The sequence below is a fragment of the Bacillus sp. FSL P4-0290 genome (genome assembly GCF_037975435.1).
GTDB lineage: Bacteria > Bacillota > Bacilli > Bacillales > Bacillaceae > Bacillus > Bacillus subtilis.
Window position 1 is genome coordinate 2,375,997 of sequence record NZ_CP150253.1, and the last position, 19,092, is coordinate 2,395,088.

6 protein-coding genes (1 of these 6 cut by a window edge) are annotated in these 19,092 nt (G+C 46.2%); all 6 read right to left on the bottom strand.

Annotated features, from left to right (window positions below):
- Tightly spaced (at most 45 nt apart), the 6 genes in view from pksJ to MKY10_RS12500 form a layout consistent with a single transcriptional unit that may run on beyond the window.
- On the bottom strand, window positions 1-14,710 hold the 5' portion of the coding sequence (gene pksJ, locus MKY10_RS12475) for a polyketide synthase PksJ (protein ID WP_236833357.1). It extends 422 nt beyond the left edge of the window; only the first 14,710 of its 15,132 coding nucleotides appear in the window; its start codon is at window positions 14,708-14,710; its stop codon lies off the left edge, out of view.
- 45 nt (window positions 14,711-14,755) lie between these two features.
- Window positions 14,756-15,505 carry a polyketide synthase gene (locus MKY10_RS12480; protein WP_029726471.1) on the bottom strand — a complete coding sequence of 250 codons (750 nt, stop codon included), beginning with the start codon at window positions 15,503-15,505 and terminating at the stop codon, window positions 14,756-14,758.
- A 31-nt stretch (window positions 15,506-15,536) separates the two neighbouring features.
- The gene (locus MKY10_RS12485; protein WP_072692616.1) at window positions 15,537-16,316 is read right to left on the bottom strand and encodes an enoyl-CoA hydratase/isomerase; all 780 of its coding nucleotides are present in this window, start codon (window positions 16,314-16,316) and stop codon (window positions 15,537-15,539) included.
- Window positions 16,304-17,566, bottom strand: coding sequence for a polyketide biosynthesis 3-hydroxy-3-methylglutaryl-ACP synthase PksG (gene pksG, locus MKY10_RS12490; RefSeq protein WP_003231805.1), 1,263 nt, complete (start codon window positions 17,564-17,566; stop codon window positions 16,304-16,306). Before pksG ends, MKY10_RS12485 begins: the two co-directional genes overlap by 13 nt.
- A complete protein-coding gene (gene pksF, locus MKY10_RS12495) occupies window positions 17,567-18,814 on the bottom strand; it encodes a polyketide biosynthesis malonyl-ACP decarboxylase PksF (protein ID WP_029726473.1) in 1,248 nt (415 codons plus the stop codon).
- Window positions 18,792-19,040, bottom strand: a complete 249-nt coding sequence (locus tag MKY10_RS12500; protein WP_003231809.1) for an acyl carrier protein — start codon at window positions 19,038-19,040, stop codon at window positions 18,792-18,794. Before MKY10_RS12500 ends, pksF begins: the two co-directional genes overlap by 23 nt.
- Window positions 19,041-19,092 lie beyond the last annotated feature (52 nt).

Sequence of the window (19,092 nt, forward strand, 5' to 3'; positions counted from 1 at the left end):
GCGATGAGTGCCCAGAACGGTACACTGATTGGATCGCTTTTAGCTCAAGGAGATCGGTTACGATTGAACCTGACCCGTTTGCCTCAAGGTAGCTGATGTCCTCTGGTTTTTTTCCGCTTTTGAAAAGCGCATCTTTCATGACTTCCTTTTGCGCCTCAAGATTAGGTGTTGCAGGCCCCGCCGTTCTTCCGTCGTTATTGACCGAGGCCGCTTTGACGACAGCATATATGGTATCTCCGTCTTCCAGTGCCTGTTTTACGGTTTTTAGCATGACCATTCCGACGCCTTCACCTAACACAACTCCGTCAGCACGCTCATCAAACACATGGAAGGATGAATGCTTGCTTAAAATGCCGCGCCGGTCAAACAGCCTGTGAGAGGCATCTGAGCTCAGCAAACTGACACCGCCGACTATGGCGGATTGAATATCTCCGCCACGCAGCGCCTGAATGGCCATATTCATGCCGACCAAAGCTGAAGAGCATGCAGTGTCAACTACAACACTTGGGCCGCGGACATCAAAAAATTGTGAAAGATTAGCGGCTAAATAATTTTGGCCGACTGTCACGATCGGATTCTTGGCATGATCAAGGCTGTCTTCATCAGGTTTGTGCTGGCTTCTGCCTCCGATATAAACACCGACGGGCTTGCCCTTTATTTCCTCAGGTGTATAACCGGCGTGATACAAGAGCTTCAGACACTCTTCCAACACGAGCAGTGCTTGCGGATCCATCGCCCTTACGTCTTCTTCGTGAAGCAAAAAGAAATCAGGATCAAAATAGCTGACGCCATCAATCACGCCGGCATAATATGGTGTCTTACAGCCCCAACGCTCTGCCGGAATCGGGCCGATTGACGAACGCCCCTCGGATAGTAACGACCAATATGACTCCAATGTCTCTGCCCCAGGGAATCGGCAAGAGAGTCCGACAACGGCAATACCTTCTGCATGAGAGTCCGGTGACAAAATCGCTGGTGCCTGAATCTGAGGTGTAAGAGCTCGATCCTTCGCAGGAACAGGTGCCTCCACCTCTATTTTGTTCTCCAAAGGTGCTGATGCATCCGATATCCTGCCTCCGAATAAAGCGGACAGCCTTTCGGAATAAGAACCGATCAGCCAATCTGTGAATCTTTGAATTGTCGGGTATTCATATAGAATCGATGGATCGAGCGCTGCCTCTAATTTGCGGTTTATACGCTGGAGCACCTGTGCCAAAATGATTGAATCCACGCCATAATCCTGAAACAACCCGTCAATCTCGAAGTCTTCACGATCTATTCTCAGCTCTTCGGTAAACAGATCAACAAGCCAGGACTGTGTTTCAGATAATAATCCATCACATTTGGAAACTTCATCGGCCTCTTCAATGTCTCTGGCTGGCGGGCTCTGTAAAGCAGCTTCCTGCAAACCGCCCTCATGCGGTTTCCTCCTCTTCATCAGCAGTTCCGGCTCCCAGTTTGTTTGATTCGCCATTGCAGGGAGAACAACCGGTCCGAACATTTTCGATACAATTTGATCTAGAAAACGTAAGCCTTCTGAATTCGTAATGCTCAACAAGCCGCTTTCCCGATACGCTTGATTTGTCACTTCACCCATACCGGTTTCTTTCCAGTTCGGCCACTGAACACTGATGATCGGCACATGTTTCTGATGTGCTTCTGCAAAATAATCCATATAGCTATTGGCCATCGCATAGTCAGCTTGTCCCGCCGAAAGCTCCGGAATAATGGCTGAAACAGAAGAAAATAAGACAAAAAACTGTAAAGGCTCGTTACACACATGGCGATATAACGTTGTAAGACCTGACACCTTAGGTTCCAGCACCCGCTGAATATCATCTGAAGTTTTTCGGATAAATGCCAGCGTATCCATATCCGTCAAACCTGCACAATGAATAACACCGCCAATCGGTCCTAATGTTCGCTTGATATGTTGCAGCGTTTGCTCAACCTGAGCTTCATCAGATAACGTCAGCGACAGCATCTCCACCTGTGCACCCTTCGCTTCCAGCTCCCGCACTGCCTGGATTTTCTGGGCAACTGATGTGTTCGAGGTGTCAAAACGAGCCCACTCCTCTCGCGGAGGAAGCTGTTCTCGTCCGGTCAGCACCAGTTTTTTCACTCCATAGCACTCTGCAAAATGACGGGCGCATAATAGTCCGATGCCTCGTGTGCCGCCTGTAATGAGAAGTACATGATCATTCGGGAAGACCGTGCTTTGTTCCGTGGCCTTACCTGTTTCCGGATGAGCTTTTAGAAAAGCTTGGTACCGTAAACCATCCCTGTAGCAAACCTCCGCATCATAAGATTCGGAATAAAACTCATCAGCGATCAACTTCGCGAGACGGGGATGATCAGTAACCTCCTCAGCATCCATATGCCTTGATATAAGATGGCTGTACTCGCATTGGAGCATTCGATACAACCCAGCCCGTGAGGCGCCAGCCATCCGGACAGATGTGTTTTGAAACGATTCGAGCCCCTTCGTCACACAAAGCAGCCTGAGCCCCTCTTTATGCCCGAATTCAACCAGTCTTTGCACCCATTCAATCCAATCCAGCCGGCCCTCATCATCCCTACCGCATCCGATGACATCCACTAGGCCGTCAAACTCTTTCCAATCAATGTCTGACTGATCATTTTCTATCCGGCTCACATCTAATAAGAGATGATTCGGAAAATACGAAGACAATTCTGCTGCTAAATCTGCTGTCTCTTGATTGCACAGGATGGCAACGGTTCTTGTCCCCGGCACTGCTGAGCCAATTGGACTCAAACTCCATTGTTTCGTCAAAAAGCATGCAGCCCGATCTTCAATCGCATTAACCAGTTCTTTTTTGTCTCTTTCTGAATGTTCCTTTGCCGGCACCCAATAGTAATCCTTCGCAAACGGATATGAAGGGAGGCTGATCAGGCGCGGTTTGGTCTCTCCGTATAATGTGTTCCACTGGATTGAGACCCCTTTGACCCATAAATCAGCAAGTTTGGCGTATTTTCTTTTTCTGATCCAAGCATCAAGTGCCAACGCCATATCTTCATCTGCTGTAAAAATAGTCTGGGTCTCTTTATTTCGATGAGACTGTCCCCGGAAAAATTCGTCTGTTTCTTCCTTACCGTCAACAAACGCCTGCAGTTTCTCTTCAAGCTCCTGCATTGTCCCCGCAACACACGCCAGACGCTCATCCATTTCTTCGCGCCCGACCTGCAGGGTGTAAGCGATGCGGTGCAAATCCTGATCTGTATATTTTTTATTGCGAATCACCTCAAGCAATTGCGAAGCACGATCTATCAGCCTGCTTTTATTTTTAGCCGACAGCACAATTACGTTTGGCTGTTCTGTAGCCGTGTGTTCTGAATTGGCTTTTGGCATATATTCTTCAATCACAATATGCGCGTTTACTCCGCCAATCCCAAACGAACTGATTCCGGCACGGCGCGGAAGCTCGTTTCCGTCACGATCTGTGACAGACTTCCATTCCTGTTTTTCCTGAACGATGTAAAACGGACTGTCAGTCAGCTGAAGATAAGGATTAAGCGTCTCGCAATGCAGGCTTTTCACTAACGTTTTATGCTTCATTTGCAAAAGCACCTTGATCAAACCGGAAATACCTGCTGCTAGCTCTAAATGACCGATATTGCTTTTAACTGAGCCGATGCCGCAACGGTGATCTGGAACATCCGGCTGGCTCTCGCCTCTCATATTGGATAGTTCCTTAAACGCGGCTTTCAGCCCATTTATTTCAATCGGATCGCCCAATTCCGTCCCTGTTCCATGTGCTTCGATATATGTGACAGTGCTTGGATCTATGCCTGCTTGGCGATATGCACGCACCAACAAATCAGCTTGTGCTTTCGGATTAGGCGATGTCAGGGTATTGGCTCTTCCGCCGTGATTTTCCGCCGTCCCCCGAATAACGCCGTAAATATGATTTCCGTCGCGCTCGGCATCTTCCAGCTTTTTCAACATGACCATTCCGACCCCTTCGCCTCTGACATAGCCATTCGCATCGGCGGAGAAGGTTTTACACCTGCCGTCTTTGCTGAGCATCCCCGCCTTGCTGTAGCTAATATGCGCCTCCTCGGTTAAGATCGTATTCACGCCTCCAGCGATCGCCATCTCACAATCACCGTTTTGCATCGCAGTCACAGCACGGTGAATGGCTACAAGAGAACTGGAACAAGCCGTCTCTACTGGCTCGCTCGGACCATGAATATTTAAAAAATAACTCATTCTATTCGGGCCTACCGAAGGAATCATATGACCTGTAGCAGCATGGCCTTCAATTGGAAGATTCGCTCTATGGAATAGATCTTTATAACCGGTGTTTCCCGTACCGATAAAGATACCGGTACCTGTACCCGAAAGGCTTTGCGGCGGGCAACCCGCATCTTCCAATGCCTTCCACACGTATGTCATTAACAAGCGCTGCTGAGGGTCTACATAATCAGCTTCTCGCGGCGAAATACCAAAAAACAACGGATCAAACTCTGCGACACCATCAATAAACCCGCCCCATTTGATGTCGGTTTTATTGACGTCAGTGTCTGGGTTTCCATAATGCTCCCGCCAATCCCATCGATCTTTTGGAACTTCTGTGATGCTGTCTTTTCCTTCTTCTAGGTTTTTCCAAAATTCGTCTATATCCATAGCGCCAGGGAATCGGCCGCTGATGCCGACAATTGCAACCGGCTCAAAATCGGCAGCCTGCTTTTTGTTTCTTTCTGCTTTTGCAATAATAGGCTGTGTAAAGCGGCGCTTTCTACGTGATGTGATTTTCGGCGCTTCAGGGGATTTTGTCTGTAACTCTTCCTGCCCCTCTGGTTTTTCTCGCTCCTGAACCAGGGTGTCACCATGTTCAACGGTCAAATACTCAGCCAGGCTGTGGATGCTTCCATATTCAAAGAAAATGGTCGGCGTTAGCTCCAACTGAAATTCTTCGTTGATCTTGTTTGTAAAGACCGTAAATGTAACGGAATCAAATCCGTATTCACTCAGCTCTGTATTGACATCAATATCTTCACTATTTACTTTTAAAATTGCACTGACCATGTTGCTTAATGATGCCTCCAGGCTGCTTAAACTGTGCACTAAGTTTGTTCTTTCATCTTTGCCTTTAGCAGTAGCATCTTGATTCCATTCGCCCTGATACGCAGCAACTACATATTCAGCCAGGCTTTGGACGCTGCCATATTCAAAGAAAATGGTCGGTGTTAGCTCCAACTGAAATTTTTCGTTGATCTTGTTTGTAAAGACAGTGAATGTAACTGAGTCGAATCCGTACTCACTCAGCTCTGTGTTGACATCGATATCGTCAGTGTTTACTTTCAAAATTGCGCCAACCATTTGGATTAAGGCTGCTTCCAATTTTCTAGTTTGTCCTTGATCCTGATCCGCCTTTCTCTGATCGTTCCGCTTGGCTTTCGATCCTGCGGAAAGCAGTTTTTGTTTCATTTTCTGAAGCTGTCCTTCCATCACAAAAACTTGCGGCTTATCAGATGCTATCCCCTGATAAAATGCTTTCAAGCCACTATCTGTCGGCATCGGGACCATTCCCGTCGTTTTCAGCATTCTCTTTTCATCTTCAGCGCCGACTTGCATACCGCCTTCTTCCCATAACGGCCAATTGAAGGAAATGGTGGAGCCGAATCTCTTTTTTGATGCCGCAAGAGAACGGCGGTATTCAGCAAATGCATCCATAAACGAATTGGCTGCCGCATAATCGGCTTGTCCAGCGTTTCCTAAACATCCCGAAACAGATGAGAAGAAAATGAAAAAGTCCAATGGGAAATCCTTGCTGCATTCGTCTACATGTAACAACCCGCTCACTTTTGGCTGCAATACTTCTTGAAACTCTTCATTCGTTTTATGAATGATGAAGTGATCTTTAATGCTGCCTGCACCGTGAATAATTCCATTGAGAGTGCCATATCTTTCTTTGATTTCCTCAAAAAGATGATGAACCGCATGCTGATCACTTACATCAGCCTCTCGATAGACAACCTCCGCTCCGATGCTTCGAAGAGCCTCCAGTTCGTTTTCCTTATCCTCACTTAAAACAGATCGTCCCGTCAGCACAATAGTAGACCGGCCAGTTCGATTGGCAATTTCCTTTGCAAACAGAAGGCCTAAGCTTCCTGCTCCGCCTGTGATTAGATAAACACCTTCGTCTCTCCACGGCATGTGAAGCGTATCAGCTGAAGGAAGCACCATCTCCCTCCAGCCTTTCACAAAACGGTGTCCAGCCTCATATCGAATCTGTTTGTCAAATGGTCTCTGGCTGTCGTCTTTCAGCTTGAGGTGAAGGTCTATCATCTCTTCAGGTTTCTCAATTTCGATGACCTGAGCAGTCAGTTTGCTGAACTCTATTTCTGCTGTTTTAAGCAGACCGGAAACGCCGGCAAACAATTGCTTCTCTTTTTCCAGTGGAACAATCGCTTGAATGATGATACGGCCTGCAGAAAGCTCACGGACCTTGCTTTGCAGGAGTTCAAAAATGTTCTGCATGTAACATTGATAACGTTCAGCAATATGTCCTACAGCTTCGTTTAGAGTAATCACACGGGCATCTTTCATGTGGGAGGCAATGCTGTCTGTGACACTTCGTTCAGTTTCGAAGAGAACAATGATATGCTCCGTGTACGAAAGATCTTCGTCCTCTCGTTCTTCATTCTGTTTTTCCCACACCGGTTCAAGCATTAAGCGTTCGTGCCGTGTTGAAGGCTTTGAAGGATGAACCTCCCCTTCTAATACTCTCGTTGAAAATCCTTTGATCCTGACACATACGCTTCCACTCTCGTCAATGACATCGATATCCGCTTTCTGAACAACCCCTCCGGAGTGATCGCTGTCACTTAAGCGAGCATAAGCCCACATAGAAGAAGAACACCCTTTGATCACTTCAAGCTCCTCAAGCGCAAATGGCAAAATCAGCTTTTGATCCGTCAATTCCTGCATGATACATATTGTTGCTGTCTGCAAGGCGGAATCCATGATACTTGGGTGCAGCACAAACTGTTCATTCGTTCCAGAAACGATTTCTGGAAGCTGCAGCTGCGCCAAAACCTCTCTGTTTCCTATATTCACATTCTTAATTCCTTGAAAGGCCGGACCATGGAACATTCCTCTGCTTCTGCCTTCTTCGTAAAATTGATCAGGCGACATCTTTCCTTTGCCGCAGCGGCGTGAAATTTCAGTGAGATCTGCGACTGGCGTTTCGGCGGCAGATGCCAGCTCCGCACTACCTTGACTATGAATAACAGGGTCGTCCCCGTCTTCCTGTGTACTGTAAATGTCAAAGGTGATTTTTCCATCTTCTTCAGGAAAGAGACTGATATCCACTTGAGCTGAATGTCTGTCAACCACAACAGGCTGAACCCAGACTGTATGATTCAATCTGATTCTGACATCTTGGCCAATTTCACTTCCTGCCGCCTGGTTTATAGCCGCGTACGCCATTTCAAGGTACGCAACACCAGGAAGCACAGGCTTTCCTCTTACCACATGGTCTCTCAGGAAAAATTCGTCACCAGTGAAAACCGAACTGAATTTCTGTTCAGAAAAATCAGATGTATTCTGATGAAGCAATGGATGAATAGAGCCGATCCCTGTCTGATTTCCGGATATCTGCGCCACCGGTTTGCGGTCATCCTGCGACGGCCAGTATCGTTCCTTTGCAAATGGATAAGTCGGCAGACTCATTCTGTTTGGGCGCTCTCCCTTGTAAAGCTGCATCCAATCTATATGCGCTCCCTTGCTCCACATTTCTGCAAGCTTGTTTACTTTTCCTTTGGCCATCCACTTACGTATGAGTTCAGCGCTGTCCTCATCCTCCGTCAGCCATGAAACCTCTCTGGCATTGTGCTTACTTCCTTGAAAACAGCCTTCAATCGCTGTTTTTCCATTGATAAAATCTGTGAGCCTCTGTTTTAACTCATTTACATGATCGGCAATAAAGACAACGCGATGCTCCATCGCTTCGCGCCCCACCTGAAGGGTATACGCAAAATCAGGCAGCTGGCTGTTCTCAAGCCCTCTTCTTTCTAAATAGGCCAGAATGTCTTCTGCATACTCTTGCAGCCTCTCTTTATTTTTCGCCGAGATCGGGACGATGCAGGTTCCGTCTATCTTTCCCTTATCTGAATCCCTTTTGAATTGTTCAAAAATGGCATGGGTATTTGTCCCGCCAAGCCCGAACGAGCTAAGTGCAGCCCTGTGCGTTTGGATCTCACGGCTTAACGTTTTCTTTTGATCGACGACGTAAAAAGGAGAGCTGGCTAAGTCTGTATTTGGATTCGGCTCCTTATAATTGATACTCGGTGCAAGCTCTTGATGATAAAGACTCATCACAACCTTAATGCAGCCCGCAAGACCGGCGGCTGTATCTAAATGTCCGATATTGGTTTTCACCGACCCAATGCCGCAAAATTGCGTTTTATTTGTATATTGCCTGTAAACGTTTGTTAAAGCCGCAAGCTCGATCGGATCCCCCAGCTTCGTTCCGGTCCCGTGTGCTTCTACATAGCAGATGGATTCAGGATGTATCTTCGTTTGATTCATGACCTGTTGGACCACGTCAGCCTGGCCTTTAACGCTTGGAGCATAAAAGCCGACTTTGTCAGCGCCGTCGTTATTTACACCAATGCCTCTCAGCAAGGCATAGATATGATCCCCGTCCTTTACTGCATCAGCTGCTTTTTTCAGCAATACAACAGCAACGCCCTCACCGCCTATCATTCCGTCAGCTGAAGCGTCAAAAGCTTTAATATGTCCATCACTCGAAAAGTTCAGCCCAGGCTGATGCACATATCCGATATTTGACTCAGTATGCAGCGTTGCACCGCCAACTAAAGCATAATCAGATTCAGCCGACAGCAGGCTTTTATAGGCAGAATGCAATCCAATCAGAGATGATGAGCAGTTGGCATGAACGAAATAGCTTGGCCCTCTCAGCCCGAGCTTATGAGAAATCATTGTCGGAATCGTCCCGCTCTGTGCAAGCACCCACGAAACATAGCCGTCCGGCGTCTCCAAGCTCTCTGTTGTATCTGACGGCAGCAGCGCGCGATAAGAATTATTGCTTGCCGACATAAAAACACTGGTTTGCGGAATCTGCCTCGCAGCATAACCGGCATCTTCTATTGCTTTCCATGAATGAGTCAGCAGCATCCGAAGCTGAGGGTCCATAAATTCAGCGTCTTTAGGAGAGATTTGAAAGAAGCTTGGATCAAATCTGTCTTTCCCCTCAATTGAAGCTTTAGCAGGGACATAGTCGGCATTCTCCGCTATCTCCTTTGAAATGCCAAAGCGCTGAAGCTCTTCTTTATTGAAAAACGCTATGCTTTCCTTGCCGTCTCTGAGGTTCTCCCAAAATTCATCATGATTTTTTGCCCCTGGAAATTCACACGATATGCCAATAATCGCTACACTATCGTCATAATAGTCTGGGAGATCACTCATCTCGGTAGACTGATCTTCTATATGAGCTGCCGGGTCTGTCGGCATATGGTCACTTGCATCGCCCATTCGCTGTTCAGTGATGTACTGGCTGATATTTTTAATCGTTGAATACTCAAACAGGTCTGTGACAGAAAACTCACAGGATAGTTCATGTTTGATACGATCAGCCACAGTGACCGCGAGAAGCGAATCCCCGCCCACATCGAAAAATCCGTCATCCCATTCAATGTCACTCGTTTTCAGCACTTCCTGCCAAATGGTAAAAACAGTATCCTGAATGTTCTTAGGAGAGGTCTGCCTTTGCTTTAGCTGCTCCCCTGATAAATCGATATTCTTAAGGCTGTTTCTATCTATCTTTCCGTTCGGAGTTAACGGCATATGATCAAGCTGAATAAAATAAGAAGGCACCATATAGGCAGGCAAAGCGTTTTTCACAAAATGACGCAGCTCTCTCGCTGTGAGAGAAGCATTTGCATGTTTAGCTGTATAATAGGCAGCTAGGTTATCCATATCTGCGACCACAACGCATTCCAGAATGCCGGGATGCTCACTAAGCCTGCTTTCAATATCACCAAGTTCAATACGGAATCCGCGGATTTTTACTTGATTATCGATGCGGCCTATATATTCAATTCGCCCTCCCGTAAGCCAGCGGGCCATGTCTCCCGTTCTATAAAGCTTAGACCCAGGCTCAAAAGGGTTGTCAATGAATCTCGAATCCGTTAATTCTTCCTTTTTGTAGTAGCCCTTCGCCACACCGTCTCCTGCAATGCACAGCTCACCCGGGACACCTGCCGGCACTGGCGCGAGCTGAGAATCCGTAATATAGATTTGTGTATTGGCGATTGGCCTTCCTATCGTGGCATGAGAGCATTCATCGTTAATGCGCTGAACCGCTGACCAGATAGTTGTTTCGGTTGGCCCGAACATATTCCAGGCTTCGCTGCCCGTATCTAAGAAATATCGTTTTAATGTCTCAGGCAATGCTTCGCCACCGCATAAAATTTTCACGCTCTCTTCATTTTCCCAGCCTGAATAAAAGAGCATCTTCCACGTAGCGGGGGTTGCCTGCATCACTGTCGGTTTGATCGTGCGGATGTCCCGTTTCAGTTTTTCAACGTCTTTTGTATGCTCCGTTTGACAAATATAGCAGTGTGCGCCCTTTATTAAAGGCAAAAATAATTCCAGAGCTGCAATATCAAAACAGTAGGTTGTGACAGCAAGCATTTTATCCTCTGCCGTAAGACCTGGTGTTTCCCCCATCGAAACGAGAAAGTTTGTCAAAGCTTTATGCGGTATCATGACACCTTTTGGCTTTCCTGTGCTGCCGGATGTATAAATGACATATGCCAAGTTCTCTTGCGTGACAGTGCGTGTAAGCACTTTTCGATCAGAGGCTGTTTGAGCAATTTCATCCCAATCTTGATCTAAAAGAGCTGTTGTGACACCGTTCCAACTCAACGTATTTACTAATTCCGATGTCGTCAGTGTAATGAAAACTTCACTGTCCTCAAGCATGTATTCTAATCGTTCAGCCGGATAGGACGGGTCTAGCGGCACATAGGCTCCCCCAGCCTTGAGGATCGCTAATAAACCCACTAGCATGTCCAGCGATCGATCCACATAGATCCCCGCCAGACGGTCAGGACCCACTCCATGCGCCTGCAAATAAATGGCCAGCTGTGTGCTTTTCTCATCAAGCTCCCGATACGTCAATGTTTGACCTTCATAGCTGACAGCCGCTCTATCAGGCGTCTTTTTCGCCTGCTGCTCAAACAACTCATGAAAAGTTATATATGGATACGTTTTTCCTGTGGCGTTCCATGTTTTGAGAATCATCTGCTTCTCTGCCTCAGGTAATAAAGAATACTCTCTTAAAGGCTGAGAAGGATTCAACATCGCCTGCTCTGTTACATAAACAAAATGGTCGAACATGGCGGATATAGAAGCCGCATCAAACAGCCCAGTATTGTACTTGATGTTCAGCTCCATTTTTTCTTCTGTTTCCCACAGTTCAAATACTAATTCGTATTCGCCCTCTTGGTGAATATACTCAACGAAATCGACAGAAAAGAAGTCAGCATAGCGGCTCAGCAAGCTTTGATAGCTTCCGGATTGAAGAAAATTCTGATAGAAAAAAGCGGTTTGAAATACCGGTGAACCTGCTTGACTGCGAGGAATATTCAGATCCCTCACCATTTTTGGAAAAGGATATGCTGCATGATCAAGCCCATCCAATATCGTTAATTGCAATTTTGATATAAAGCTAGAAAAAGTGTCTGCCGGGTTCAGCTCACTCCGAATCGGGAGCATATTGAGAAAATGTCCAATGGCATCATCAAATCTTTCTTCCGGCCTCACCATGGCCGGCATGCCGACGATCTGTTCCTTTTGGCCGGCGTAACGGCCAAGCAGCATCATATAGCAGCTTAAGAATACCGTCGTGACATTTACAGAATGCTCTTTCGCAAACGTTCTGACCTGATTCATGAAGCCGCTGGACAGCCGCCTGGTGTATGTATCCTCTCTAAACTCAGAATCGACTGAACTTGCGCTGACATTAGGCAGCTGAAGATTCGGCAAAGTTCCCGATAGCTGTTTCTGCCAATATGTACGGTGCTTCACACCGTCTTTGCCAGCAAGCATGTTTTTCTCCCATGCCGCAAAATCATGATAAATAGCAGGAGAAACAGCTTTTTCCGGCTGCTGTCCTTTTAAAAGAAGCTGATAGGTATCAAACAGACTGCGTATAAATGTGACAGACGAAACTCCGTCAAAAATCAAATGGTGAATGACAACTAATAAAAAATGCTCTTGTTCAGATCTGGAAAAGCTCATGACACGCACTAACGGGCTGTTTTCCTTTACATACGGTTCCTTTACTTTCTTTCTAAGAAAAGCAGGAATATCAGACTCTTTCAAACTTGAGATATTTTCTGTCTTGATTTCAATTGAAAGTGCTGGCTCATTTTTAAGAAATGGCACTCCGTCTTTCTCTTGGATGACGTGCTTTAAGATTGGGTGCTGATTCAATACAAGGCCAAAAGCCTGCTGGAATGTTTCATGGTGAAGCCCTGACGAAAATTTAAAACAGAGAGGTACGTGATATGCACTTTTTTCGGGTGACATTTTTTGCAATGTCCATAATCCTTTTTGAACCTCAGAAAGAGGTTGAAAAGTTGCCTGACTCCTTTCCGGTTCGGTTTTATATGTGTCCGTGCCCTTTTTGTCAGCAGACGAGCTGCTGAGGTCTTCATGTTCTGATAGATAGCTGGCTAAGCGTTCAATTGTAGGATATTGATGTATCTCTCTGGCTGTTAGTTTGATATGGTAGTTTTTCTCGATCGATCGAATGAGCTTCATCATCTTGATAGAATTCACACCAAGACTTTGGATATTTGCATTTGGCTCCACCCAATCGCGGGAAACATGCAGCTCCTCAGTCAAACAGGTGAGCAGATGCTCCTGTATTTCTTCCCTTACTCTTTTCACATGGTCTGCTTGCTGCATCTCCTCATCCTGGACCGCATCGTTCATCCGATTGGGTTTATGTAGCAAGTGGTCGAACTCTCCATTTTCAAATGAAGTTTTTAGCTGGGTGCGCTGGATCTTTCCGATAGCCGTTTTTGGAATCTCTTCTTTTTGTACAGGCAGCAAATATTCCGGGGTGACTCCGATCACCTGTGAGACATGGGATTGTATGTTTCTAAGAAGCTGAGACATCTGCTCATTATTTAATTTTGCGGAAGTAACAAAGAAGATAGCCAGCTGATCTGTTGAATTCTGGCCCAGACGGACAGCGCAAGCAGCAGTATAAGAAGTTTCAATTTCAGATAATTCTTCAACTGCAGACTCAATTGCATGACTGTAATAATTAATGCCGTTAATGATAATTGCATCTTTCGTACGGCCTGTTATGGTTAAGCGCCCGTTTCGCAAAAAGCCAAGATCTCCGGTTTCAAACCAGCCGTCTTCTGTAAACACACTCTCATTCAAATCAGGCCGCTGGTAATAACCGCTAGTAACAGAAAGACCCGAGACTTGAAAACGGCCGATCTCGCCCTCTTCAACCAATTCATTATGGTCATTCACAATTCTCATAGAGAAGCCGGGGATTGGAGAGCCTATTTCAACAAAATGATCATCATCACTTGTTCCAGCCCGGGTAAATTCATGAGAAAAAATAACGCCCGATGAAGTTTCGGACATTCCCCAGGCAGGTCGGATGGCGTCAGCAGGCAGTCCATGTGGTTCTAAAAGCTCAAGTATTCTGCGCCCTACCTTGGCTACCATTGCTTCACCGCCATTGAGCATGTATCGCATTGAAGACAGATCCCATTTCCTATCTTTTATTTCTTCTGCAAAATCAGTGACCAGACCAAACGCAAAATTCGGCGCCCACGTAACAGAAGCTCGGTAATGATCAATCCAATCCAGCCATTTCAACGGCTCCATTAAGATTGTTTCGCTTGAGACGTTAATTTCCTGACAGCCAAGATAAACATCCCGCAAATGCAGCATTCCGATCCCTCCGACATGGTCAAACGGCATCCAGTTAAACGTAATATCCTCTCTGGTGAAGCCTTGCATTTGAATAATCCCTTTCACCATGCTCATAATGTTACGATGATTAAGCATAACTGCTTTGGGCGTTCCCGTACTGCCTGAAGTCAGCAATAAAAGCGCTAAGTCTTCAGGACTGGATTGATGCCAATCTGTGTCCGCTTCAGCGCTGAGCAGATCCTCTACAGCAATTGCCCTGAACCCTTCAAGCTCTTGTTCTTTTGCCCAATCGAGCATTTCCTGGTGCATCCCTCGGTCCGTAATCACCGCTGGCTTGTCAAGAAGCGTCCATGCGTCTTTCAGCTTTTGAGTGCCGCTGCTCGATTCAGCATACGTTGGTGGAACGGCTAATGGAGCCGGAACCACCCCTGTTAACACACACCCCCAGAACGCAGGGAGAAGCTGTGAATTGTCACCAAGCTGCAAAATCACGCTTTGTTTTGCTTTCAGGCCTGATTGGCGAAGCCCCTTCGCAATACGCAGTCCATCATCCCATAATCGTCTGTATGATTGGTAAACTTCAGTCCCATCCGGCTGCAAATAAATGATTCCCTTTGTATCCCCAAGCTCCGCCGCCGTTCTGTATAAAACTTCAGGTATTGTTGCCGGCTGCTTTTCAGATATATGTAAAGGCTCACCATGACTGACAGAAGGATTAGCTAATATGCGGATATTATCATTATTTCTCATCACGCTGCCACCATTTCACCTGCAAAATTTTATATATATTTTCAGTTAATTACCATATAAGCCTTTGATTCTACTTTTGACTTCTTCATGATGAAATGTTTCCTCATGCATCATCAGTTCCTGTTCAATGACGCGCGGCAGCTGATTGCGAAGCGGGGCAACCAAATGATCTTTCAGTGTAACCAGTGAGTTTCTCGGCTTTTCCGCCAGTTCTTGCGCCAGCTCCACTGCATAATCTAACACTTCTGCACGGGGCAGCACCTTAAAGGGAACCCCTCTTTTTTCAAGATCAGCTCCGCGGTAGCTGCCCGCATTCAATAATATTTCCTGGGCTAGGCTGAAACCCAGTTTTTTAGGAACGATAAAGGTAGCGCCCATTCCAGGCGTAAATCCGTATTTCATAAAATTAGCCGTATACACGCTTTCTCTGCTCAGAATGACTAGGTCAGCAAAGAGCCCCATGACAAAGCCGCCTCCAATTCCATGGCCCTGCATTGCCGCAATAACTGGAATCTCACAATCCAGCGCCAGAGAATAAAGATTGTCATCAGTGAACTTGGTCAATCCCTGTTGAATTCGTAGCAGTCCTTCTTGCGTTCCTCCTGAAGCAAAATAATTATCATATCCTGTCAAAATGACCGCTTTGTATTTGGGGTTCTGCCGTATGTATTTAAACGCTTGAATTAAACCATCTGTAAGTTCTTGTGAAAAAGCGTTTTTATGAGTGCGATCTTGCATCTTTACCTGAATAATGGCGGATTCAATTTCGATAAGCTCTACAACAGAATGCGTCATGATGTCCTCCTAACGGTTCTGATTGAAACGGTTACTGATCCTCCCATGGGAATTGTCCTGTTTCAACATACCTGATGATTCCCATTTGGTTTTGAGGATCAGAAAACATGTTTTGATTTGCAGTTAAAGCGGTGGCTTTCGCACGACTGACTTGATGATCAAGTGAGCTCATAAACTGTTTATAATGTGCGATTCCTTTTTTATTCAGCCTCCGCAAACGCAATAAATGCTTTCTCAGCAGCACGTCACTTTCAGCATCAAAAGCATCTATTAACCCCCATTCACTGGCTTCCTGAACGGAAATCGGCTTTGTCATAAGCGTCATATAATGCGCTTTCTGCCGGCCGATACGGCGGATCAGAAACGGTAAAACACAAGCAGGGTACAGGCCGAATAGCAGCTCAGAGAGACTGAATGACGCCGTCTGATCAGCAATGGCAATATCTGTGGCAGATACAAATCCAAGACCGCCGGCATTCACTTTTCCCCTGACATGCGAAATCGTGACATAAGGGCCGGTCTGCAATTTCATCCACAAATCATAGAGAGGCTCTTGGGAGCTTGCCTGTTTTCTGCCCCTTTTCATTTCCTGATAGATTTCTTGAAAATCCGCTCCGAAACAAAACACCTCGGGAAGCCCCTCTAAAACGACAACCGTCACCGTTGATGTTTCACATTGGTTTAACACTTGCAAGCATTCTTCTATCAGCGTATCATTAATCGTATTATTCGCTTCAGGACGGTGAAAGGTAATATAGCAAACCGACGCTTGAAAGCGGACCTTTATCGTTTGATAGGTCACGAGATCCACCTGTACTTCCGATGAAACTCAGAAATTTCTTCTAAAAACAAGCGCGGCTTCTCTTGAGTGGACTGCATGATGCCCGGTATCATCTCAAAGTCCAGCTTTACATTGCGCGTCCCAAACCGCACCATCCCGCTCCCCTTAAACAATAGCTCATACTCTTCCATGGAGAGCTGATACCGGCGATCCAAATGCTTCTCAATACCAAATGTTCGCTGACGCTCCTGGCCTTGCGGAGTTGTAATTCCGCTGTAAAATTCAGAACAGCAGCCGGATCCGTAGGAAAAACAGCCAATTCGTTTAGGCGTATCAAATCTCCCTTGGTCTATCGTGCTGGCCAATGCCAGAAACAAGGCTGCCCCCATAATATTTCCAACTCGTTGACAGTAGTTTAAACCTGGTTTTACCCGAGTTAAAAAATCCGTCTCAATCCCGGATGTTTTCACCTTCGCCACCTTACGCATCATTGTCCGGTGCGCACCTTTCACCATCCCGCCAAAGGGCGTATGGTAAGCAAGATATTGAAACGTGTCCTGATAATTGGCACCCGGTACACGCTTTTGATATTCCAGAAAGGTCTGTTCGCAGCAATCCAAATATGACATTAAAGACAGATCAGAATCTCCCGCTTCACTGTCGGGAATGGGGCGGCACGTGTCCATCACTTCATAGCCGTAATAACCATTTGCTCCGGGATCTATTTGAAACACCTCGGGATTTTCGCCAACTAAAACGGCCACCGCTCCCGCTCCGGCGCTCGGTTCCGCATAAGACCAATCTTCGCTTAAAGCGTCTCCGCCCTCAGCGATTAAAAAACGTGAAATATCACTGGCGATAACCAGTGCTTTGGCACCCGGAGAAGTTTGGGATAATATAAAATTCACCGCCATCTGAAATCCCGCTGTCCCTGAATAACACGCCTGTTTAACCTCAAACAAACGGCAGTTGCGGTTGAGACCTAAATATTCATGGATATATGTACTTAACGATTTCCCAAAGTCGATCCCGGATTCAGAGCAAGTGATCAGCAATTCAATCCGGTCCTTCTCTGCTTCAGATAAAGCATCAATAATCGGCTTAGCTGCATTGACTCCGAAGGTCACGGGATCTTCATAAGGCAGTGCTACCGCTTTTTCTTTCATTAATAAGTTTTCAAATCTCGCAGTATCTAAGTGTCTGTATTTGGCCAGCTCCATGACATCAAGGTATGCCGTTCCGCCAAAGACATTCATCGCTTCTATTCCGGCTGAAACCATTTATGATTCGCCTCCACATTTCTCAATGTTTTGTATACAAACCGCGGTGTTCATTCCGCCAAACCCCATGCTTAAACTCAGCGCATTTTTGATGCGGTATGAAATCGATTTCTCATTTACCCAATGAAAGGAATCATCGATTGGATGATCCAAATTCCTGCTCGGATGCAGGGCAGATTTTTTCATTTGCAGCAAAACAGAAATAATCTCTACGATGCCCGCCGCACTAAGCCCGTGTCCGGTTATCGATTTTGTTGCATTGATATAAGCATGGGAAAGCCGGCATGCACGGAGCGCCTTTAATTCTATTTCATCTCCAATAAAAGAGCCTGTTCCATGAGGATTAATATAATCAATATCTTCTGGTAAAAGCCTGGCACGCTCCAGTGCCTTCTGGATGACATGAATCTCTCCTTCTAATGAAGGATCAGGATTCCGGTTTCCGTCCAGTTTGATTGACCAGCCAGACAATGCTGCATAAGGTTTGAGACCTCTTCGTAAAGCCGTCTCCTTTCGTTCTATTACCAATGCACCGCACGATTCTCCATAGATAAACCCGTCTCTGTTTTGATCGAAGGGACGGCACGCTTTTTCAGGTTCATCAGCATATTTGTCCGTCCCCATAGCGCCTAAAGCTCTTAGCGCCTCGCATTCCATATAAGAAAGATCCATTAAAGCACCAAGTGCAATGCAAGTATCAACTTCGCCTGACAGGACTTGCTGAATCGCATGAATGACTGCTAACTGGCCGCTGGCCGAGGCTCCTCCCACCGTATATGCTAATCCCGTGATGCCAAACTGATCTGTACATATCCCGCAAAGATCGCTGTCCATGAAAGACAGGCCATACGCCGGAGAAATAAAACCGGAGCGGTCTTGATACCTTTCATAAACTTCAAAGTTTTCTCTCTGCTGAAAATTTGACCCGCCAACAACCAGTCCGATACGTGAGGAATCTGCATCGTCCAATTCAGCCTCCTCCCAAGCCTCTGTGAGAGTTACCAATGCAGCGCGGCTGGAGAATGATGCTTTTCGCAACATTTTTTTAGAGAGTCGGTCAGGATAAGACAATGACGCAATTTCGGCTCCGATAAACCGGCTGTCTTTTTGTCTGCCTGAACGCTTCATGACATCAAAGGCATGTCTGCCGGACAGCAGCGAGGAAGCAAAGTCCTCTTTCCCTTGACCGATAGAGGCCGTAACGCCTACACCGGTCACCACCACCTCAGGCAGATTGCACTTTGTCATAAAGCACCTCAGCTAATTCACCGATGTTTTTCACCCCGGATAGCTCAATGCGAGGGATTTTTAGCGATAAATCCTCTAGCACCATCGTGATAATTTCAGCTCTGTCTACAGAGTCAGCTCCTAGCTCAACTAACTGATCTTCAGGCTCAAATCTGTGTCCGTCTAATTCAGGAAGCACCTCGCAAATATTGGTGATTAGTACTTCAAAGATTCTCTGTTTATCCATAATGCGCTCTCTCCTTCAAGGGATTATTTTAATGATTTTTATAGGTATATTT